Origin of the sequence: Duganella aceris, assembly GCF_011090165.1 — a bacterium.
Taxonomy (GTDB): Bacteria; Pseudomonadota; Gammaproteobacteria; order Burkholderiales; family Burkholderiaceae_D; genus Rugamonas; species Rugamonas aceris.
The window spans coordinates 162,089-181,790 of sequence record NZ_JAADJT010000005.1; the positions used below are offsets into that span (position 1 = coordinate 162,089).

Below are 19,702 nucleotides of genomic sequence, written 5' to 3' on the forward strand. Positions count from 1 at the left end.
AGGCTCCTGGGGAGTGCTGTTGATCTAAGCCAATATCAAAGAAAACAACGAGCGTTCAAATTGCAGCACGGGGACGGGACTTCGCTGCGCCTTCGCCAGCAGAATTGCTCCCTGCAGCGACGCGACCGCGAAGTTGGCGACTTCGTCGTATTCAAGGCGTGGGCGCAATTTTCCCGTCTGCGCCGCCGCGCGCAAGCAGTAGCTGATCGACTGCGCGACGTATTCGAAAATTTCCGTGATCCGATGACGGATGAGATCGCTGTAGTCGCTACCTTCCGCCGCGAAGTTGCCGTAGAGGCAGCCGTTGCGCATGCCGTCCCGATCCAGATGGGCCAAGTTGAGCGCCAGGTATTGGCGCAACCGGTCCAGCGGCGGGAGGTCATCGTTGCGCAGCGTCGCATCAACGGTTGCGCGGCCGTTGGCGAAATAGACATCCAAAACTTGCAACGCGAAATCCTCCTTGCATGCGAAGTGTTCGTCAAAGGCATCAGCGGATACGCCTGCGGCCTTTACGATGTGAAAAATGGTCGTGTTGCCGAAGCCCTGCTCGTGTATAAGTCGCAGTCCTTCGGTCAGGAGTCGGTCGCGCGTAGGGAGGTTTTTCATGGGCTGGCGTTGCGCCTAAGTGTTGTTCATTGTATGCTATTATGTACGTCCGTATTTTTGCTGTCAATCAAACTTAGCGATAGGCTTCTTGAGTTCGTCACGTCAAATTCTGTTCGTACATATTAAAAATAAATCCATCATGAATAATCCCTTGGTAAGCGCTCGACGCATATCCCAACCACTCGATTCCGATTTCAATTCCGATGAAGATCTGCAGAGGCGATACTCGCGGATTCGCTCTCGCTCCGAAGCGCTTGCGCGATTGCTCAGCGCAGAAGAATTGGTGGTGCAATCGATGCCGGACGCCAGTCCAGCCAAATGGCATCTGGCGCATACGACGTGGTTCTTCGAGACGTTTTTGTTGCTTAATCATGCTCCGGGCTATGTGGAATTCGACCCGCAATACGCGTTTCTGTTCAATTCATACTATGAGGCGTTGGGACCGCGGCAGCCACGTCCGCAGCGCGGTCTGATCACCCGGCCCTCGGCAGATGAAGTCTTTGAATATCGCGAGCATGTCGACACTCACATGCGGGCACTGTTGCGGATGATGCCAAGCAGTGAATTGCGCGCGCTGGTCACATTGGGTTTCGCCCATGAAGAGCAGCATCAGGAGCTGATGTTGATGGATGTGCTTCATCTGTTCAGCCAGTCGCCGCTGAGGCCGGCCTATGACGTGCGCTGGCCACGCCCGTCGCCGGGGCGGCAAGGCCGCTTCAGGACGTTGGCGCCGGGACTGCGGGAGCAGGGCGCGAATGGTGACGGATTCGTTTTTGATAACGAGGCGCCACGGCATCCTGTCTGGTTGCAAGGCTTTGAGATCAGTGACCGTCTCGTCACCAACGGCGAATGGCTGGCTTTCATTCGGGACGGCGGTTATACGCGTCCGGGTTTGTGGCTGGCCGACGGCTGGGCCGAAGTGCAGGCCCAGCGTTGGGAGGCCCCTTTTTATTGGGAGCGGCGGGGCACTACCTGGCTGCAAATGACCTTGGCGGGGCGGCAGCCCATCGAGCTGGACGCACCGGTGATGCACGTCAGCTATTTCGAGGCGGCAGCCTATGCCGAGTGGGCGGGCGCCAGGCTCCCTACCGAAGCCGAATGGGAGGTCGCCGCCATCGCCGGCGTGCTGGAGCAGCAAGATGACGTTGGTTGGCAGTGGACGCAAAGCGCGTACTCCGCCTATCCCGGATTCCGAGCCAGCCCCGGCGCCGTCGGCGAATACAATGGGAAATTCATGAGTAGCCAGATGGTGCTGCGCGGTGGCGCCAGCGTCACTCCGGCGGAGCATGTGCGGCCGACCTATCGGAATTTCTATAGACCTCAGCAGCGCTGGATGTTCTCCAGCGTCCGGCTGGCGCGCGACCTGCGAAGCGATGCGGTGGAGGTCGCCGACAATCGCGAGTTTGCCGCCGATGTTATCGCCGCGCTGTCCGCCCGACCGAAATCGATCTCGCCAAAATATTTCTATGACGCCGTTGGATCCGATTTGTTCGAGGCGATCTGCGTTACCCCGGAATACTATCCAACGCGGACCGAAACCTCGCTGCTGCGCTCGATAGCGGCGGAGATCGCCGCCGGCATTCCGGACGGCGGCGTTCTGGTCGAGTTTGGCAGCGGCGCGAGCGACAAGACCCGCCTGCTGCTCGATGCCGCGCCACAGATCGCCGCATATGTGCCGATCGATATCAGCGCCGATGCGTTGGCGAAGGCCGTAGAGCGCCTGACGGCCGATTATCCGCACCTGCTTCTGGCGCCGCTCGCCGGGGATTTCACCGCCGAGTTGTCGCTGCCGACGGCAGTGGCGCAGTTGCCGAAGATCGGTTTTTTCCCGGGCTCGACTATCGGGAATTTTTTACCGGAGCAGGCCGTCGAGTTCCTGAGATCCGCGTACCATCTGTTGGGTTCCGACTGCATGTTGATCATCGGCGCAGACGTCGTGAAGGACGAGGCCATCCTGGTCGCCGCCTACGACGATGCGCAAGGGGTGACGGCACAATTCAACAAAAACTTGTTAGCGCGGATAAACCGTGAGTTGGGCGGCGATTTCGATTTGGACGCCTTTGACCACGTCGCGCGGTGGAATCCGGCGTTCAACCGGATGGAGATGCATCTGGTGAGCCGAGTTGGTCAGATCGTGAATGCGGCGGGGCTGCCGTTCACCTTCAAGGCCGGGGAATCGCTGCATACCGAAAACTCACATAAATTCACTCGTGAATCATTCGAGGCGCTTGCCAATTCCGCAGGCTGGCGTTTGGAGCGACAGTGGCTCAGCGGCGCTCCCGAATTCGCGGTATTTTGCCTTAAACCAATCCAACCTGAAGAAAGCTAAAATGGAAACCAAGACCATCAAAATTCCAAGTCCAGATCACCCGATCGAGATTGAACGTAATACGGCGCGGGTGGTGGTAATCGCCGGCGGACGTATCATTGCCGACAGTATCAATGCGTTGACTTTGCGCGAGGCGGCGTATCCGGCGGTGCAGTACATTCCGCGCAAGGACGTGGACTTGACGCAGCTTGAGTCTTCGGCCCATGCCAGCTACTGCCCATACAAGGGTGAGTGTTCGTATTACAGCATTCCCGCCGCTGGCGAACGTGCGCTCAATGCGGTGTGGACCTATGAGTCGCCATATCCCGCCGTGGCGGAGATAAAGGATCACGTCGCCTTCTATCCGGATCGCGTGGACTCGATTACCGAGACAAAAATATCGGGATAAGCAGAACGGGAACGCTCAGCGTTCCTGTCAACTTGGCAGCATCGGACTACTACGCCGCAGCGGTGTGGGTGGCGTCGAACGACGTCAAAGAAGTGGGCTGGCCCAGAATCATTGAGAAAAGAATCTGCTCGAACCGTTCAACGGGGACGGGGCTGCGCTGAACCTTGCCCATGAGGATAGCGCCCTGTAGGCCGCCAACAATAAATTCCGCGACATCCTCGCTATTCATAGATCCCGGCACGTCGCCGAGCCTGATGGCTTCGTTTAGACAATATACCAAGGCCTGACGTACCTCCGCAAAGATGTCCGCCAACCTGAGGCGGATGGATTCGCTATGGTCGACGGCCTCGCCACCGAGGTTGCCCAGCAGGCAGCCGTTCTCCATGCCATCCCGGTCCAGGCGGTTCTTGTTCGCATCCAGATACGCATGCAGTCGAGCTAGGGGGGGAAGATTGTCATTACAAAGCGTGTCGTCCAGGACTGCGCGCGTACCGGCAAAATAGAGATCCAGGATCTCTACACCAAAGGCTTCCTTCGACTCGAAGTGATTCGAAAACGACCCTTGGGGCACATTGGCGGCCCGTATGATGTCGCGCACACTCGCGCCACCGAAGCCGTACTGTTGCACAACCTTCAGTCCCTCACTGAGGATCTTATCCCGATTTGTTGGTTTAGCCATGGGAAAACAATACATCCATACATAGTTTTTGTCAAGTGGGCGACTTCGTTAGCAAATCGGGGCGCTGGAGTACCAATGAGAAAAGCACGTATTCAAATTGTTCGATCGCCGACGCGTTGCGCTGCACCTTTGATAAGAGAATGGCGCCCTGCAGCCCCCCGACAACGGCGCCGGCCAAGTCATCGCAGGCTATGTCGACAGGCACTGCACCTTCGCGGACGGCGCGCCGAAGACAATACGCGACCGAATTACGGATCTCATTGAAAATGACGATGAGCTGCAACCTGATTCCTTCGCTTTGATCGATGGCCTCCGCGCTGAAGTTTCCCGACAAGCAACCATTTTGCATGCCATCACGTTCCAAGCGCATCTGGTTGGCGCTGATGAAATTACGCAGCCCAGTGAGAGGGCGCACGGCGTTGTTGCGTAGTGTGTCGTCAATCACCGAGCGGATATTCTCGAAGTAGATGTCAAGCAACTCCCGGCCAAATGCTTCTTTCGACACGAAATGATTGGTGAACGAGCCTTGGGGAACACCGGCCGCCTGCACAATGTCTCGCACGCTTGCCCCGCCCAAGCCATGCTGAAGCACGACGCGCATACCTTCGACCAAAATTTTTTCACGGTTTGACGATCTGGACATTTGTGGCTCTGTATTCAACGATGAGGTATGACTGATGAAGGAATTTCGCGCGACGCATTGGACGGCTGGATTTGGTATGTACGAACATAGTATCATGGCTTAAATAAATATGTATGGACGTATTTATGTTGATCGAACTTGTGGACGCGGAAGATCCAGTAGCTTCGGGATCAGATAGGCCCCGGCGACGCCAAGGCATGCCATCACCAGCGAGAACAAAGTGACCGCCACGGATAGACCATAAATATTGATCCAGTATCCGGCGGTGATTGTCGACACACCCGCCAAGCCAAAGGCGCCAATGTTTAGCAGGGCGTTCGCTTCAGCGCGACGAGCCTGCGCGACGTGAAGGCTGATTAAAGTGAAGCCGCCGAGCTGGCCAAGTCCCTGTCCAGCGCCGGCCAATAGCGCGGATGCGATCATCGCCGGCATCATGGACATCTGGATGGAAAACAATAACGCCGACATCGCCAACAATACGCTAATCGCGCCAAGGGTGAGGATCCTTTGTGGCGACAGTCCGCGTACAAAAAACTGCACGCAGGCGGCGCTGAAAAACATCAGGCAAGTTATGCCTCCGGCCAGCAAAGGATTATGCGCGCCAGTCAACTCTGTCAGTAACGTCGGGCCAAGCGCCAGCATGAACGCGGTGGCGCTGATCCCTGGGCCGAATACGGCCATGCCGCAAGCCAGATGGGCGCGGTTTACCCGGGGTATCGTCGGCACCCATAGACGTGCACCGGTGCCGTGCGCGGAATGAACCCGTGGCAATGGCAGAAGGCAGGCCAGCAGCAGCGCCAATAATAGAATGACAAATTCAATCGTAAAGACCAGCCAGGCCGGATCGCGGCACAGGTGGGCAACGGTTCCGGCGAATAGGGGGCCAAGGCCGGCGCCGAGCACCATCGAGACCGAGGCTGCCAGCGCCGCACGCCGCCGGTGTTGCACGCCGCCCAGGTCGGCCACGGCGGCCATGCCCGCCGAAACAATGACTCCGACGGCAACGCCGCTCGCCATGCGCGCCACGCACAGAGTCAAGACTGAAGCGGCGTTGGCGAACAATAAACTACCCATTGCACCGATCAGCAATCCGGGAATCAACACAGGGCGGCGTCCGTAACGATCGGAAATCTGCCCAGCGAACAGTAAGCTGCCGATGAGTCCCACGATATACATGGAGAAAATCAGCGTCAACGTTCCCGGGGAAAAGCCGAATTCGCGTTGCCAATGCTCATACAGCGGCGTTGCCGAATTGGATAGCATAAATACCGCAGCAACTAAGGCTGCCGAGGCCCACATGGCCGCCGGCGGGCGTGAAGAGGGCAACTTACTCCTGTCGCCGGTGCTGATTGGGTGGCTGATATGATGAGTTTGCATGTTATTTAACAACATTTCTTTTCCTGATACAGTCATGTTTATTGCAAACAGCAATCGTGTTACTGAAATTATCGCGGTTTCCGCGCCACTCATGACTCCTCGCGGAGTCCGAACACTTGCGAAAAAAAATCCTCAATCACCGCGCGCTATGTTTTGAACGACGCGAAATTACCCCGCGACGCCCTTGGACGGCCGCGCCGCCTGGGAAGACACGGCGCAATAGCTTTCAAAGTTGAACTTCAAGAAATAATACGGACAACCATATTTTACTTGACCGAAATAATATGGTCGTACATAATTTACTCATCCGATGGCGCCGCGAAAGTTTCCAGCGGCGCTGGAGTCCCCTAAATATCAACTTGATTGAGGAAAATTATGAACAGTCATACTCAGGCAAATGCGCCTACCCAATTTGTGAATGTCGCAGGCACCAAGTTCGCGTACCGCCGTTTCGGCAAGGCCGGCGCGGCGCTGCCGTTGGTCTTTTTCCAGCACTTCACCGGCAATCTGGATAATTGGGATCCTGCCGTCGTCGACAACCTGTCCAAGGATCGTGAAGTCATTATCTTCAACAATCGCGGCGTCGCCAGCAGCGAGGGCGATGTCCCGACTACGTATGGCGCGATGGCCAAAGACGGCATCGCTTTCATTGAAGCGCTGGGCCTGAAACAGGTCGACATCCTGGGATTCTCGATGGGTGGCGGTATCGCTCAGTTGGTGGCGCAGGAACGTGGCGATCTGGTGCGCCGAGTGGTGTTGGTCGGCATCGCGCCGCGTGATGGCGACGGCATGCAATCCATGACGCCGGAAGCGCAGGCGGTGTTCTCGAAACAGCGCGAAGTGGCCGACGAGCTTTGGCTTGATGTGTTCTTCACCCAGTCGGCGGCGAGCCAGGCCAAGGGCCGCGAATTTCTCGAACGCTATCGCGCGCGCAAAATTGACCGCGACGTGCCGATCAACGACACGGTGATGCCGAACCAGATGGCCGCCATCGGCGAGTGGGGCCAGCCGCTGGGTGAACGTTTTGCTTACCTCAAGGAAATCAAACAGCCTGTGCTGGTGGTAAACGGCAGCAACGACATCATCGTTCCGACCATTAATTCCTACCACCTGCAGCAACACTTGCCGAACGCCACGCTGATTTTGTATCCCGACGCCAATCATGGCTCGCAATACCAATATCCGGAGCAGTTCGTCAAGCACGTCACCCAATTCCTGGCTGACTAAGTCCAAGGACAGGGCGGAACATCCTCCGCCTGTTTTTATCATGATATTTGATCGGAAAAAAATGAAATCGTTCTATGCCGCATGCATGCTGATGGCCAGTGTGATCACCACCCAAGCCGCCACCCCTTCGGACGCCGCCGCCTCCAAAACCTGCGAGAGCTGCCACGCGGTCGACGTCCATACCCAGTTCGTCAACGTCGACGGCACGAAGTTCGCGTACCGTCGCTTCGGCAAGGTCGGCGCCGCGCTGCCGCTGGTGTTTTTCCAGCACTTCTCGGGCAACCTGGACAACTGGGATCCGGCCGTCGTCGATAACCTCGCCAAGGACCGCGAGGTGATCATCTTTAACAATCGCGGCGTCGCCAGCAGCGAGGGCGAAGTGCCGACCACTTACGGCGCGATGGCCAAGGACGGCATCGCGTTCATCGATGCGCTGGGCCTGAAGAAAATCGACATCCTGGGCTTCTCGATGGGTGGCGGCATCGCTCAGCTGGTCGCGCAAGCGCGTCCCGAGATGGTGCGCCGTGTGATCTTGGTGGGTATCGCGCCACGTAACGGCGACGGCATGCAGGGCATGTCGGCGGAGGCCCAAGCCGTGTTTGGTAAGAAACGCGCCGTGGCGGATGAGCTCTGGCTTGACGTGTTCTTCACCCAGTCGGCCGCCAGCCAAGCCAAGGGCCGGGAGTTCCTTGAGCGCTACCGCGCCCGCAAGCAAGACCGCGACACGCAGCCCAACGCCAGCGTCGCGACCAACCAGATGGCCGCCATCGGCGAATGGGGTCAACCGGTCGGCGAGCGGTTCGCCTACTTGAAGGAGATCAAGCAGCCTGTGCTGGTGGTGAACGGTAGCAACGACATCATCGTCCCAACGATCAACTCCTACTATCTGCAGCAGTATCTGCCGAACGCCACCCTGATCCTGTATCCGGATGCCAACCATGGTTCGCAGTACCAGTACCCGGAACAGTTCGTCAAACACGTAACGCAATTCCTGGCCAGCAAGTAAGCATCGGTTGTGGCGCGACCGGTCGTTTGCCGTGTCGCGGCCGGCGCCCTTCTTCGGCGGGCGCCGGAAGTTTAATCCAAGGGGAATTTGATGCGTGAAATTTTAACCGGACTTGTGGTGCTGCGTTTTTCGCCCCGAATGGCGGCCTTGGCCGCGCCACGGGGGGAAGCATGAGCACGGATCGACGACTTCGTTTGGGAGCGTTCATGCGGCCGACCTCGATTCACGGCGGTGGCTGGCGTTTTCCTGGCGCTTGGCCCGACGCGAATTTCAACTTCGCGCATTATCGCCAAGCCGCGTTGACGCTTGAGCGCGGCCGTTTCGATGCGCTGTTCATGGCCGATCATCTGGCTGTGTTGAACATGCCAATCGAGGCGCTCAAGCGCAGCGCCACCGTGACCTCGTTCGACCCGTTGACCTTGCTGCCGGCGCTCGCCGCCGTCACCAGCAAGCTGGGACTGATCGCGACGGCGTCGACCACCTATAACGAGCCCTACCATGTGGCCCGCAAGTTCGCGGCGCTGGACCACATTAGCGGCGGTCGCGCTGGTTGGAACCTGGTCACTTCGGCCAATCCGCACGAGGCGTTTAATTTCAGTTTGGAGCAACACGTCGAACATGGTCGTCGTTACGCGCGGGCGCGTGAGTTTTTCGACGTCGTGACTGGGCTTTGGGATAGCTGGGCCGACGATGCCTTCGTCCGAGACGTGGAAAGCGGAGTCTATTTCGACCCGGAGAAGCTGCACGTGTTGAGTCACAAAGGGCCACATTTCTCGGTGCGCGGGCCACTCAATATCGCCCGTCCGATTCAGGGGTGGCCGGTGATCGTCCAGGCTGGCGCGTCTGATGCGGGGCGACAGATCGCCGCCGAGACGGCGGAAGTCGTGTTCACCAACGCCAATAATTTGCGTGACGCCAAGGCTTATTACGCCGACGTGAAAGGTCGCATGGTGCTGCTTGGCCGTCAACGCGATCACCTCAAAGTCTTGCCGGCGGCCTTTGTCGTTGTCGGCGCCACTGTCGAAGAAGCGCGACGCAAGAAGGAGCAGTTGGACGCATTGGTCGATCCGGCTTCGGGCATTGCGTCACTGTCCGTACGGCTAGGCACGGACGCTTCGCTATTTGACCTGGATGGACCTTTGCCTGCGATCCCGGAAACCAACGACGGAAAGGGATCGCGCCAGGCGCTGGTCGATATGGCGAGAGAAAGAAATATGACTGTGCGCCAGCTGGCGCAATGCGTCGGAGGCAGTTACGGTCTATTGGAATTGATTGGCACGCCGCAAAGCATCGCCGACGAGATGGAGCGATGGCTAATGGAGGAGGGCGCCGACGGCTTCAATGTGATGTTCCCCTATCTCCCCGGTGGAATGGATGACTTCGTTGATCTCGTGGTGCCGGAACTCCAGCGGCGCGGCTTGTTCCGTACCGAATACGAGGGGACAACGCTGCGTGAAAATCTGGGGTTGCCACGGCCACCCAATCAGTTTTTCGCCGCTTAGTGTTGAAGATTAACAGCGCGCGAGCGCCTGTTCTTTTTTTTTATGAATTCTTATTTGATTGGAAAATAGCATGTCTAAAATTGTTGGTTTTACTCAGTATGGCGGTCCTGAAGTCTTGACGATCAGTGACATCGTGGTTCCGGCGCCGGCCGCGCACGAGGTGCAGATCACCGTCAAGGCGATCGGACTGAACCGCGCGGAATCGATGTGGCGCACCGGCATCTACGTGGAGAAAGTAAATCTTCCTGCGCGTCTCGGTTATGAGGTATCCGGCGTGGTCGCGGCGGTGGGCGCCGATGTCACGGGGATCACCGTCGGCGACCAAGTCAGCACCATGCCCGCGTTCTCGCAAAACGACTACGGCCTGTACGGTGAATTGGTGAATGCGCCGGCCCACGCGGTGGTCAAATTCCCCGCGTCGCTCTCGTTCAACCAAGCGACCGCAATATGGAATATGTTTGTGACGCCATACGGCGCGCTGGTCGAAAGCAAGGCGCTCTCCGCAGGCCAGACCGTTTTGATTCCCGCAGCGTCGAGCGCGGTTGGCCTCGGTGCTATCCAGGTCACCAACCTGGCCGGCGGCGTATCCATTGCGCTGACGCGTACTTCCGCCAAGCGCGAACAATTGCTCGTCGCTGGAGCGCAGTACGTGATCGCGACCGAGGAGCAGGACCTGGTGGCCGAGGTACAGCGCATCACGGGCGGAAAGGGCGCGGATCTGGTCTTTGAGCCAGTCGGCGGTTCGTACTTCCCGACCTTGATCGATGCAATGGCGCCAGGCGCGACGTTATTCGTCTACGGCGCGCTGAGCGAGGAACCCACCCCGCTGCCGCTGCTGAGCATCATTCTGAAACAGCCGGTGATTCGCGGTTTCAACCTGTTCGGCATCACGACCAACCCGGTGCGTCAAAAAGCCGCGGCGGACTATATCTTTGCCGGCATCGAGAGCGGCAAACTCAAGCCGATTATCGCCAAGACGTTCCAGTTTGGCGATGTGGTCGAATCGCATCGCTATCTGGAGAAAAATCAGCACTTCGGTAAAATCATTGTCGAGGTGTGATTCAGGCAGCGCAGCCGGCGCACGCGCGCCGGCTGTTTCGCGCGCGGTGGCTACACTGCCCGCCGCGCGCGAATGATCACCGCTCAGCGGGTAGGAAGGAACAGCATTTCGCTACCGAAGTCGATAATCGCCTGGTTGGCCAGCATGAACTCTGCCCCGATCGTCGCATTGCGCGACAGGCTGCCGGCCGGCGGCCTGGCCAAGCCTTCATAAGCGTATGCGTCAAAGATCTCGGGCTGGAACGGGTTCGTGGCTTGACCATCGACAGTGGTTGGCACTTGTTTTTTACTCAAAAACACTTTGCCTACAGCACCCTTGGGGCCTCCATACTCGGAGATTTGGGGGCCAGCCTGGATCTTGGCGCGTTCGGCGAACTCCGTATCCAGCTGGCTCTGGGCTACCGAGTTGACCACGAACTGGGCGGGGACGCCATTGACGGTTCCAGTGATCACAAACCCGCCTCGCTCGCCGTCCCATTGCATTTTGTGTCCAACGTATCCACGAGCGACCAAGCGTTGGTCCTCGGCGGCGGTGTCCGCCGGGGAGCTGGGAATAGCGAGGCGGCCGGCATCATAATCGATGATTACCTTGCGATCGCGCAGCCATCGAATTCCCAGCATTCCATGCATCTCTCCTTCTGTTTGCGGCACTTCAAAGACAAGAAGCTTCACGTTCGTCACTGAATCCTTGCCAACCTCCAGCAGCGCCAGATTTTCGGTGGAGCGCCCCAAGGTGCTGACCTTGCCCGGTGCCACGATACCGTACTGCTCCTTGTTCTCGAGATTTTTCAATCCGATCAGCGCGGCATTGGCGTGGGTAGTCATCGCATAGAAGCCCGCCTGGGCGTGTACCATCAGTTGAAAACGGTGGTGATTCATCTCGGCGTAGACAAAAGGCCTCAGGCCGGAGACTTGCCGGAATTCCAGTGGTACATAATTTATTTCAGCGTGGGCCAAAGGAAGAATGCTGGCGCAGATAAATGCCGATTGAAGAATTTTTTTCGCAAGTTTCATATTATTTTTTCATAAAAATAGGCTAGGGGAAGGATGACCTCAACTGGCACATGGGTAATATTTTTATACTTCCATTTTAATCGCGTGCATAAGCACCGCAGCCGCCACTTATGTCCGTTCTATTGCGACAAATCGTTCCGCAATAATAAATTGCGCCCCGCCCGGAGGTGAGACGGTGATACTTTGCAGAGTTTCTTAAAGGCGCGGCTGAATGAGAACTCGGAGCGGTAGCCCACCCGCACGGCGATCTCGGCCAGGCGCAGCGTCGTGTTCTCCAGTAACTGCGCTCCTAATTCCATGCGCCGATGCAGTAGATATTGGTGGGGCGATTTTCCGGTCAACTGGCGAAATTCCCTGATAAAGCGGGTGCGCGACAGTCCCGCCACTCCGGATAGACCATCGACGTCCCACGGCGTGGCGGGATCGCTGTGGATGCATTCAACGGCGCGTAGGATCTGCTTCCTTGCAGCTGGGGACTGCCGACCGTCGTTCAGCCTTGCAGCGTCTGGAGCTTGTGTTCGCAGTACGTAAACGAAGAGATTGGACAGCAGGTTATTTAGCACAATCTCGTCGCCGCCCGCATCGCTTTCAATCTCATCGCCCAGCAGGCGCAGGGTTTCCAGGATAGCGCGTGCTTGACGCTCAGGGCCGCCGCGCAGGATCAACATTTGCGGCAATGTTTGGCTCGCTATTTTTGCAATCCGTGCCGCCCTTACCGTTCCGCAGACGATCGTAGTATCGCCGCTCAGCGTGCCAAAGAGATCATTGCCGGAGGCGATGAATTGTCGCAATGGAATCGTGGCTCCGTCCTCGCAATGCATGACTCTATGCGGCTCGCCGCGAGGAAACATTACTAAATCATAGGGGTGCAGCATGATCGGTGGCTGCGTCTCGACTTGTACATATGCGTGCCCCTCGGCGACAAAATGAAATGTTATCGCATCTTGACGTTCCATCTCGAATCCCCACCCGCCCGATATTCTAGTGCGAGCAAAAATCGCGTCTTCTGAACGGACGGTTTTAAGCCATTGATTAACTGTATTCATATGTTTTCCGTATTTGACCGAATGGTTATGTTTTGAAACCGATCCGCTATGGCTTATTTGGGGGCGAGGTATAGAGTATGTACAGTCTTCGAAGTATTACCGGTTAAAGAAAGGAAAGTAATTATGAATACTGTTTTGGTCACGGCCGCAAGTGGTAACGCGGGTAGAAATTGCGTACATGCCTTGTTGAACAAAGGCTATAACGTGGTGGCGACCTCGCGAAATCCCGCTCAGCTATCGCTGCCTACGGGCGTCGAAATCAGAGCCTACGACGCTGACGGCGTCAACGATTTTCCTGCGCTGTTCAAGGGCATCGACTATCTGGTCTTGATCGGCCCTCCGCTCGACGGCCTCGTATACGAGAAACTGGTTCCGTTGATCGAAGCGGCTGCCGAGCATGGCCTAGCGCGCATTGTGTATCTCTCTGGTAATTATTTGTCCGGCATGACGGGCGAGACGCTTGCAGCACTGCCGATAAGAAAGATCGAGCGGAAAGTCGCCGGCAGCGGATTGCCATTTGCCATCGTTCGTGCCGGCTTCTTCATGGACAACTACACCACGGGCTTCTATGGCCCCATGGTCAGGCAAGGCGAATTGCGACTGGCCACCGGCCATGGCAAGTCCGCGCTTATTGCTGGCGCCGACGCGGCACTTTTCGTCGCCGAAGTACTGCACCAGGAATTGAGTGGGGAATACATTGTGACCGGTCCCGAAGCGTTGGATCATTTTGAAGTGGCGGCCTTGCTCAGTGAAAAAGAGGGCCGGAAAATTTCTTACACACCGATCAGCGAAGAGCAATTGGCACAGGCCTATGCCGAACGCGGATTGCCCGATGAAAGCGCGGATTACGGCAAGACGCTATACCGTGCCTTTCGACACCATGCGACGGCGGCGATTACCGACGGTTTCAGCAAAGTCACCGGGCGCGAACCAATCAGCTTGAGGACGTTTTTAGGCCTGGGCTGAGCGGGCGGCGCGTCAGTGCGTCATTAGGAAACCCGCAATGCGGCTTTGCAGCGCGCGCGGCGCGATTCTGTTCATCAATGTCATCAGGCGATTGGCGAAGCCCGGCATGATGACGGTCCGCCGCGCCAGCAAGGCGGCCAGGCCCTCCGCCGCCACGGCGTGCGGCGCCATCATCATCACCCGCTGGAACCTGGTCGATGCCTGCCCCGACACTGAAAGAAACGCGGTTTGTGTCACGCCCGGCGACAACACCGTGATGCAAACATTGCGACTAGCCAGTTCGACGTGCAGCGCTTCGCCAAACTGGAGCACGTAGGCCTTGCTGGCGGCGTATGCGGCGTAGCCGGGCGTGGCTTGATAGCCGAGAATCGACGCCACCAGCAGGATATGGCCGCCACCCCGATCTGCCATTTGTGCGGCGAACAAATGCGTGAGTTCGGTCAAACTGGTGATATTCAACTGCAGCATCTCGAGTGTACGTTCGATCGGCTGCTGATGAAAGTCGCCAAACACGCCGAAACCAGCATTGTTGATGAGGATGTCGATCACGATACCTTGTCTGGCCAGCCGGCGCGATAATTCCGAAGCGGCGCCCGACTGCGCCAGGTCGATCGGTTCGACAACGATGTCGACGCCATGCAGGGAGCGCAGTTCATTGGCCAACGTTTCCATTGCCGGAGTGCTGCGCGCGGCGAGTACCAGATTCGCCCCGCGTTGTGCCAGTAGCCGTGCGAACTCGGCACCGATTCCACTCGAGGCCCCGGTCACCAGCGCCCATTTTTTCTTGATATCGATCATAGCTTCCTCGTCAGTCCAGCCAGGGTTTCAATACGATCTTTCCGCTCGCCTGGCGGTTTTCGATGATGGTGTGCGCGACGGCCGCGTCACGCAGCGGCAGCAGTGCGCCGATTTCCACGTTGATCTGCCCGTCGATGAGATAACCGGCGAGGGTATGGAAGGCTTCAAGCGAACGTTGCGGCTGTCCCGCGAACCACGCGCCGACGTAGTAGCCCACCACCGACTGGCATGGCCCTAGCAACTGCTGGGGTACCAAGTTGGACCGCTCGCGGCTGGCGGTACCGTAGACCACCAGCCGTCCGAATGGCGCGAGCGCGCTTAAACTCTGGTTGAATGAGGTGCCGCCGGCCATTTCCAAGATCACATCGGCGCCGCGGCCATTGGTCAGTGCGCGGACCTGTTGTGGCCAATCGGCGTCCGTGTAGTCGATCGCGTGGTCAGCGCCAAGCCGCAGGGCCTGTTCGCGTTTTTCCGCCGTGCTGGCGCTGGCAATGATCGTACCGGCTCCCAGCAGGCGCGCCAGCTGCACGGCATAGGCACCGACGCCACCGGCCGCTCCGGGGATGAACACACTGTCGCCAGGTTGAATTCGCCCCGCCTGTTTCAGGGTCTGATAGGCGGTCACCCCCGCCACCACCAGGGTGCAGGCGCTATCGAAGTCCAGCTCGGCGGGGATAGGGATCACGCTCGCCAGATCGGCTACGGCATACTGTGCATATCCGCCGACGCCGCCATTTGGCAGCAATGCGAACACACGCGTGCCGATGGCGAGCGAGATCGTAGGGTCGCCCACGGATTCGATTGTGCCGGCCACCTCGCCGCCCAATACCGCCGGCAGCACTGTGGGCAGAGGGTAGGGGTCGTTGCGGCGGCGTACGATGTCGGCGTAGTTGACGCTGGCGGACTCCACCTTGATCAATACCTGGCCCGGTCCCGGCCGCGGGATCGGCGTGTCTTCGAGCAGCAAGCGGTCCACTGCGCCATGTTCGCGTAAGACGATGGTTTTCATGTTCTCTCCTTATTCCGCGCCGAGATAGACGCTGCGTGGCGCCGTCAACCCTTGCTTCACCTGGCCGGTAAACTCGTCGGCCAGGACTTCGTGCTGATTCGATTCCAGCGCGCGCAAGATGCGCTCGGCGATGACCGCCGGATCGGACTTCGGCGTGTCCAGTCCGCGCGTCATGTCGGTATCCATATACCCCATGTGTGCGCTCAGCACTTGGGTGTTCTGGCCGCGCAGTTCGGTGCGGAGGGCGTTGCTCATCGCCCAGGCGGCGGCTTTCGATATGCTGTAGGCGGCGCTACCCGGCATGGTGACCCAGCTCAGCACGGACAGGATATTGACGATCGCGCCGCCCCTGTTGTTGGCCAACACCGGGGCGAAGGCTTGGCTCAGCTCAAGTGGGCCAAACAAATTGGTGTCCAGATGTTGACGCGCCAAGCGTGCAGCATCGGCGCCCAGCAGACTGCTGGGCAAGGCGACGCCGGCGTTGTTGATCAGTATCGTCAGATCGGGGCAGGCCGCGACCGCTGCGGCGATGCTGGCTGCGTCGGTGACGTCGAGTCGGATGGCGTGAACGCCAGCCAGCGTGATGGTGGCTGGATCGCGGGCCGCCGCATAGACCTTGCGCGCACCCGACTGCAGCAACGCCTTGGTCAAGGCCAGACCCAGGCCGCGGTTGGCGCCCGTCACAAGAATTACGGAGTCTTTAATGTTCATGTTCATGCCTTTGTTGGAAATGGTTGTTGAAAGGGGACGTGCTTCAGGTGCGGCGATTCGGGCGATTGAGCCAGGCGACGCTAGTGGCGGCGGCGCCTAGTCCGACCATGCCCAGCATCGTCAAGAAAAAGGGATCTGCGGACTGCTGGTAAAAATAGATATAACAAGCGCAAAATACAACCCGCACCCAGATCAGCGTGGTGTACAGCGCAGCGACCCGGTGACGCACGATTTGCAGCACCAATATGCCCAGGCCCAGGCTCATCGTCCCGATGTAGCGTGGGAAGATGTCGCCGTAGTCACCGTTCGAGAGCATCAAGGACATCGAGAAATGGGGCATCAATAGCAAGGCGAGGCCGCCGAACAGCAAATAGCAAACCGGGTAGTACAAGGAGAGCCGGGTTTTTTCCGTCTGAAAATCGGATGCGATGGAGGAAGCGGTTAGAGTGTTCATGAATAGGTCTCGATAGAAGTGATAGCGATTAATGGTCGGGAGTGTTCAAAAAGCGTGTGGCGTCCTCGACGAACTGGTCGGCGTATTGAAACAGTGCGGCATGCCCCGAATCGGGATACATGATCAGCTTGGCGTTCGCGATATTCTGGTACATCACATAGGAATTGACGGAGTCAAGCATGACGTCGTGGTTGCCGTTGACGATCAACACCGGCTGCTTGATCTCCTTCAGTCGGGCGTAAGGTGTCTCTTGTTTCACGCCCCACGCGATGCCGGCCTTGAGTTGGCGCTGATACTGCGCCATGGTCACAGGCGGTTCGAGGTCGGTGCTCCGTTCCTTCCAGCGCTTGGCGAATTCCCAGCCGGCCTTCATGCTCGACTCAGATTGGCCAAAAAAAAGATACAGGCGGTCTTCGACTTTGGGATTGGCGATTCCCGCGTGTTTCGCCGTTTCCGGAGAAAAGCCCTGAGTGTTCACCCCGCCTTGCGGCGATGTCCCCGCGAGGATCAGTCGATGGATCAAATCCGGTCGATCCAGCGTGACCTGCTGGGCGACGAATCCTCCGATTGAGAAGCCGAGCAGGTCGACCTTGGCCAGATTTAACCCGTCAAGGAAGTTCGTCACATGCGCGGCCATGCCGGCAATGGTGTCCGCCGTTTCGCCCCCGGATAAGCCCAGGCCGGCGTTGCTGAACAGGATGACTGGGCGGTCGCGTGCGAACCCGTTGATCACCGCGGGATCCCAGTCGTCCATGGTGCCACGGATGTGAATCAGAAATACCAACGGAATTCCAGTTGCCTTGCCAAATCGACGATATGCGTAGCGCACTCCCTTGGCTTCAATAAACTGGGTCTTGGCGGTCTGCTGTGTTTCCGTTTGCTGGGGTGTATAGTCGGCGCGGGCGTTCGGGAGCGTGGCGATCAGAATGCCTGCCGCAAGTGCGAACAGGGTCAGTTTCTTGCTGGCGATGAGGCGGTTTATCGGGTGCATATGAGGCCCAGTTATTGAAGTATGACCGTAATGTCATTGGATGAAAAAAAAGGCCGAAACTCGCCTGATATACGCAGGCCGGCCAATCAGGATCTTCAATCGGCGCCGATGAGCGCAAGTCCGGCGGCGATACCGCCTTCGAGTATTCGGTCCGAGAGCGCGTCGTCATTGACCGCGCGCGCAAGTTGAAGGGTGCCCACCATCATGCCGAACAGCGCCGCAGCTTGCCCGCGTCGGGCCTCGATATCGCCATCCGATAAATTATCAGCAATAAAATCGAGGAAATCGTCGATTTTTTGGGTGAACAATTTGCGGGTTTCGTGGGGATGCCGGGCGATTTCCGCAGCCAGCGCGGCCGTCGGGCAGCCTTGGTCCGGCAGGTCGCGCTGACGCGGGCTGAGGTAGTCGCGAATCGCGTCATCCAGCCCCGCGCCATGCGATTTGGCTTGAATCATTGCCTCGAGTCGACGATCCAGGGCGTCCACCAGTACCTCTTGCACCAAATGTTCTTTGGAGTCGAAATGGACATAAAAGGCACCATTCGTCAGGCCGGCGTCGCGCATCAGCCCGGCCAGCCCAACGGCTTCGACACCCTCGGCGCGAAAACGACGTGAAGCGGTCTGCACGATGTGCTGCCGCGTGGCATCTTTCCGACCTTTTTCATACCGCATGATTCGCCTCAATTAAATTATGACTGTATTTTCAAAGTATAGTCATAATTCAATTCAGATGCAAGCATTCTATCTACGCGAAGTTCCGAGTGCGCCTGTCGGAAATATGGGACTAGCTCTCACCCCTATGCACGGCGAAACCGACAGGAGGATGCCCCGCCGATGCCAGACGGTGCATTTTTTTGTACGCGGCCTCAATATGTCGGGCAAGGCTACGCGTAATTTAGCTTGGCATCCAGAGCCTCGGGGCAATCTGGATCACGTGCAAGATCCGATTCCGCCTGTGCGCGAAGCGAGATGCTCCGCACGGCGGGCAGCGGGAACCGCGCCATTGCCTAGTAGTAGGGCTTGATGGCAGGGGCCAGCGCCTCGACTTCCTTCCACTCCCCGGCCGAGAGCTTCAACGCCTGTGCCTTGATATTTTCTTCCAGGTGTTTGATGGACGACGTGCCGGGGATCGGCAGCAACACGGGGCTGTGCTGCAGCAGCCATGCCAACGACAGTTGCGCGACACTCACGCCGTGCGTCGCCGCCAGCGAGTCCAGCGGTCCGCCGGCTTGCGCCAGGCTGCCTGCCGCCACTGGGAACCAAGGGATGAACGCGATACCGTGCTCTTCGCAATACGCCAGCACGTCCTCGTATTTGCGGTTGCCGAGGTTGTACTCGTTTTGCACCGAGACGATATTGGCCACCTTGCGCGCACGTTCGATTTCGGCGACACTCACCTCGGACAAACCGATATGGCGGATCTTGCCCTGTCGCTGCAGGTCAACGATAGGGCCCAACGATTCCTCGATCGGCACCAGCGGATCCACACGGTGCAACTGCCAAAGGTCGATGGTCTCCACGCGCAACCGGCGCAGGCTCAGATGTAGCTGCTGGACCAGGTATTCTGGCCGGCCGAGGGGAAACCACTCATTCGGGCCGGTACGCACCAAGCCAGCTTTGGTGGCGATAATGGTTCCCTTGGCATAGGGGTGCAGCGCCTCTCCGATCAAGGTTTCGCTGCTGCCTGGACCGTAGCTATCGGCGGTATCGATGAAATTGACGCCCAGTTCCACGGCGCGCTGCAGCACCCGCTTCTGGCTGTCGCGGTCGGCATGGTCGCCCCAGATGCCGGCACCGGTATTGCGCATCGAGCCGTAGCCCAGGCGACTCACCGTCAGGTCACCGCCTAGTTTGATGGTCGGGTTCTCGCTTTGATTGCTCATTGAATCTCCAATTAA

Annotated in this window: 20 protein-coding genes and 1 pseudogene; 8 read left to right on the forward strand and 13 right to left on the reverse strand. The window is 58.2% G+C overall.

Annotation, left to right across the window (positions count from 1 at the left end; all coding sequences use genetic code 11):
* Positions 1-24: 24 nt before the first annotated feature.
* The gene (locus GW587_RS12510) at positions 25-606 is read right to left on the reverse strand and encodes a TetR/AcrR family transcriptional regulator (RefSeq protein WP_166103107.1); all 582 of its coding nucleotides are present in this window, start codon (positions 604-606) and stop codon (positions 25-27) included.
* A 169-nt stretch (positions 607-775) separates the two neighbouring features.
* On the opposite strand from GW587_RS12510, the pseudogene egtB reads away from it, so the two are divergent.
* From egtB to GW587_RS12520, 3 genes and pseudogenes are all read left to right on the forward strand, one after another.
* Positions 776-1,972, forward strand: a pseudogene (egtB, locus tag GW587_RS31835) (ergothioneine biosynthesis protein EgtB); the annotation flags it as partial.
* Between the two features lie 12 nt (positions 1,973-1,984).
* A complete protein-coding gene (gene egtD / locus GW587_RS31840) occupies positions 1,985-2,935 on the forward strand; it encodes an L-histidine N(alpha)-methyltransferase (RefSeq protein ID WP_371875590.1) in 951 nt (316 codons plus the stop codon).
* Between the two features lies 1 nt (position 2,936).
* Positions 2,937-3,323 (forward strand): DUF427 domain-containing protein, encoded by a 387-nt coding sequence (locus tag GW587_RS12520; RefSeq protein ID WP_166103113.1) that lies wholly within the window; start codon positions 2,937-2,939, stop codon positions 3,321-3,323.
* Between the two features lie 49 nt (positions 3,324-3,372).
* On the opposite strand, the gene GW587_RS12525 is transcribed toward GW587_RS12520, so the two are convergent.
* From GW587_RS12525 to GW587_RS12535, 3 genes are all read right to left on the reverse strand, one after another.
* On the reverse strand, positions 3,373-4,002 hold the full coding sequence (locus GW587_RS12525; RefSeq protein ID WP_207393465.1) for a TetR/AcrR family transcriptional regulator: 630 nt from the start codon (positions 4,000-4,002) through the stop codon (positions 3,373-3,375).
* A gap of 31 nt (positions 4,003-4,033) precedes the next feature.
* Positions 4,034-4,645 carry a TetR/AcrR family transcriptional regulator gene (locus GW587_RS12530; RefSeq protein WP_207393466.1) on the reverse strand — a complete coding sequence of 204 codons (612 nt, stop codon included), beginning with the start codon at positions 4,643-4,645 and terminating at the stop codon, positions 4,034-4,036.
* A 123-nt stretch (positions 4,646-4,768) separates the two neighbouring features.
* Positions 4,769-6,115: an MFS transporter gene (locus tag GW587_RS12535; RefSeq protein WP_207393467.1), complete on the reverse strand. Its 1,347-nt coding sequence runs from the start codon at positions 6,113-6,115 to the stop codon at positions 4,769-4,771.
* A gap of 282 nt (positions 6,116-6,397) precedes the next feature.
* Between GW587_RS12535 and GW587_RS12540 the strand changes: the two genes are divergently transcribed.
* The 4 genes from GW587_RS12540 (at position 6,398) to GW587_RS12555 (ending at position 10,817) form a co-directional block, all read left to right on the forward strand.
* Positions 6,398-7,249, forward strand: a complete 852-nt coding sequence (locus tag GW587_RS12540) for an alpha/beta fold hydrolase (RefSeq protein WP_166103121.1) — start codon at positions 6,398-6,400, stop codon at positions 7,247-7,249.
* Positions 7,250-7,310: 61 nt separating this feature from the next.
* Positions 7,311-8,255 carry an alpha/beta fold hydrolase gene (locus tag GW587_RS12545; RefSeq protein WP_229259421.1) on the forward strand — a complete coding sequence of 315 codons (945 nt, stop codon included), beginning with the start codon at positions 7,311-7,313 and terminating at the stop codon, positions 8,253-8,255.
* 170 nt (positions 8,256-8,425) lie between these two features.
* On the forward strand, positions 8,426-9,757 hold the full coding sequence (locus GW587_RS12550) for an LLM class flavin-dependent oxidoreductase (protein ID WP_166103124.1): 1,332 nt from the start codon (positions 8,426-8,428) through the stop codon (positions 9,755-9,757).
* A gap of 70 nt (positions 9,758-9,827) precedes the next feature.
* On the forward strand, positions 9,828-10,817 hold the full coding sequence (locus GW587_RS12555; protein WP_166103127.1) for a zinc-dependent alcohol dehydrogenase family protein: 990 nt from the start codon (positions 9,828-9,830) through the stop codon (positions 10,815-10,817).
* A gap of 83 nt (positions 10,818-10,900) precedes the next feature.
* Here the strand turns inward: GW587_RS12555 and GW587_RS12560 are convergent, their stop codons facing one another.
* Both GW587_RS12560 and GW587_RS12565 read right to left on the reverse strand, forming a co-directional pair.
* Positions 10,901-11,830: a hypothetical protein gene (locus tag GW587_RS12560; protein WP_166103130.1), complete on the reverse strand. Its 930-nt coding sequence runs from the start codon at positions 11,828-11,830 to the stop codon at positions 10,901-10,903.
* A gap of 119 nt (positions 11,831-11,949) precedes the next feature.
* Positions 11,950-12,876: an AraC family transcriptional regulator gene (locus GW587_RS12565; protein WP_166103132.1), complete on the reverse strand. Its 927-nt coding sequence runs from the start codon at positions 12,874-12,876 to the stop codon at positions 11,950-11,952.
* Positions 12,877-12,999: 123 nt separating this feature from the next.
* On the opposite strand from GW587_RS12565, the gene GW587_RS12570 reads away from it, so the two are divergent.
* A complete protein-coding gene (locus GW587_RS12570) occupies positions 13,000-13,842 on the forward strand; it encodes an NmrA family NAD(P)-binding protein (protein WP_166103135.1) in 843 nt (280 codons plus the stop codon).
* Between the two features lie 12 nt (positions 13,843-13,854).
* Here the strand turns inward: GW587_RS12570 and GW587_RS12575 are convergent, their stop codons facing one another.
* From GW587_RS12575 to GW587_RS12605, 7 genes are all read right to left on the reverse strand, one after another.
* The gene (locus tag GW587_RS12575) at positions 13,855-14,640 is read right to left on the reverse strand and encodes an SDR family NAD(P)-dependent oxidoreductase (RefSeq protein ID WP_166103138.1); all 786 of its coding nucleotides are present in this window, start codon (positions 14,638-14,640) and stop codon (positions 13,855-13,857) included.
* A 10-nt stretch (positions 14,641-14,650) separates the two neighbouring features.
* Positions 14,651-15,649, reverse strand: a complete 999-nt coding sequence (locus GW587_RS12580; protein ID WP_166103140.1) for a quinone oxidoreductase family protein — start codon at positions 15,647-15,649, stop codon at positions 14,651-14,653.
* Between the two features lie 9 nt (positions 15,650-15,658).
* Positions 15,659-16,360 carry an SDR family oxidoreductase gene (locus GW587_RS12585; RefSeq protein ID WP_166103142.1) on the reverse strand — a complete coding sequence of 234 codons (702 nt, stop codon included), beginning with the start codon at positions 16,358-16,360 and terminating at the stop codon, positions 15,659-15,661.
* A 43-nt stretch (positions 16,361-16,403) separates the two neighbouring features.
* A complete protein-coding gene (locus GW587_RS12590) occupies positions 16,404-16,814 on the reverse strand; it encodes a hypothetical protein (RefSeq protein ID WP_166103144.1) in 411 nt (136 codons plus the stop codon).
* A gap of 28 nt (positions 16,815-16,842) precedes the next feature.
* Entirely contained in the window at positions 16,843-17,805 is a 963-nt protein-coding gene (locus GW587_RS12595) for an alpha/beta fold hydrolase (protein WP_166103147.1), read from the reverse strand.
* A 95-nt stretch (positions 17,806-17,900) separates the two neighbouring features.
* Positions 17,901-18,476, reverse strand: coding sequence for a TetR/AcrR family transcriptional regulator (locus tag GW587_RS12600; RefSeq protein WP_207393468.1), 576 nt, complete (start codon positions 18,474-18,476; stop codon positions 17,901-17,903).
* Between the two features lie 335 nt (positions 18,477-18,811).
* A complete protein-coding gene (locus GW587_RS12605) occupies positions 18,812-19,687 on the reverse strand; it encodes an aldo/keto reductase (RefSeq protein ID WP_166103149.1) in 876 nt (291 codons plus the stop codon).
* Positions 19,688-19,702 lie beyond the last annotated feature (15 nt).

Excerpts from the sequence above, each read along its gene's own strand:
- GW587_RS12585 (WP_166103142.1), bottom strand. The coding sequence starts at position 16,360 with ATGAACATTAAAGACTCCGTAATTCTTGTGACGGGCGCCAACCGCGGC.
- GW587_RS12550 (WP_166103124.1), top strand. The coding sequence starts at position 8,426 with ATGAGCACGGATCGACGACTTCGTTTGGGAGCGTTCATGCGGCCGACC.
- GW587_RS12595 (WP_166103147.1), bottom strand. The coding sequence starts at position 17,805 with ATGCACCCGATAAACCGCCTCATCGCCAGCAAGAAACTGACCCTGTTC.
- GW587_RS12520 (WP_166103113.1), top strand. The coding sequence starts at position 2,937 with ATGGAAACCAAGACCATCAAAATTCCAAGTCCAGATCACCCGATCGAG.
- GW587_RS12575 (WP_166103138.1), bottom strand. The coding sequence starts at position 14,640 with ATGATCGATATCAAGAAAAAATGGGCGCTGGTGACCGGGGCCTCGAGT.
- GW587_RS12525 (WP_207393465.1), bottom strand. The coding sequence starts at position 4,002 with ATGGCTAAACCAACAAATCGGGATAAGATCCTCAGTGAGGGACTGAAG.
- GW587_RS12530 (WP_207393466.1), bottom strand. The coding sequence starts at position 4,645 with ATGTCCAGATCGTCAAACCGTGAAAAAATTTTGGTCGAAGGTATGCGC.
- GW587_RS12600 (WP_207393468.1), bottom strand. The coding sequence starts at position 18,476 with ATGCGGTATGAAAAAGGTCGGAAAGATGCCACGCGGCAGCACATCGTG.
- GW587_RS12535 (WP_207393467.1), bottom strand. The coding sequence starts at position 6,115 with ATGAGTGGCGCGGAAACCGCGATAATTTCAGTAACACGATTGCTGTTT.
- GW587_RS12545 (WP_229259421.1), top strand. The coding sequence starts at position 7,311 with ATGAAATCGTTCTATGCCGCATGCATGCTGATGGCCAGTGTGATCACC.
- GW587_RS12580 (WP_166103140.1), bottom strand. The coding sequence starts at position 15,649 with ATGAAAACCATCGTCTTACGCGAACATGGCGCAGTGGACCGCTTGCTG.
- GW587_RS12540 (WP_166103121.1), top strand. The coding sequence starts at position 6,398 with ATGAACAGTCATACTCAGGCAAATGCGCCTACCCAATTTGTGAATGTC.
- GW587_RS12565 (WP_166103132.1), bottom strand. The coding sequence starts at position 12,876 with ATGAATACAGTTAATCAATGGCTTAAAACCGTCCGTTCAGAAGACGCG.
- GW587_RS12560 (WP_166103130.1), bottom strand. The coding sequence starts at position 11,830 with ATGAAACTTGCGAAAAAAATTCTTCAATCGGCATTTATCTGCGCCAGC.
- GW587_RS12555 (WP_166103127.1), top strand. The coding sequence starts at position 9,828 with ATGTCTAAAATTGTTGGTTTTACTCAGTATGGCGGTCCTGAAGTCTTG.
- GW587_RS12510 (WP_166103107.1), bottom strand. The coding sequence starts at position 606 with ATGAAAAACCTCCCTACGCGCGACCGACTCCTGACCGAAGGACTGCGA.
- GW587_RS12570 (WP_166103135.1), top strand. The coding sequence starts at position 13,000 with ATGAATACTGTTTTGGTCACGGCCGCAAGTGGTAACGCGGGTAGAAAT.
- GW587_RS12605 (WP_166103149.1), bottom strand. The coding sequence starts at position 19,687 with ATGAGCAATCAAAGCGAGAACCCGACCATCAAACTAGGCGGTGACCTG.
- GW587_RS12590 (WP_166103144.1), bottom strand. The coding sequence starts at position 16,814 with ATGAACACTCTAACCGCTTCCTCCATCGCATCCGATTTTCAGACGGAA.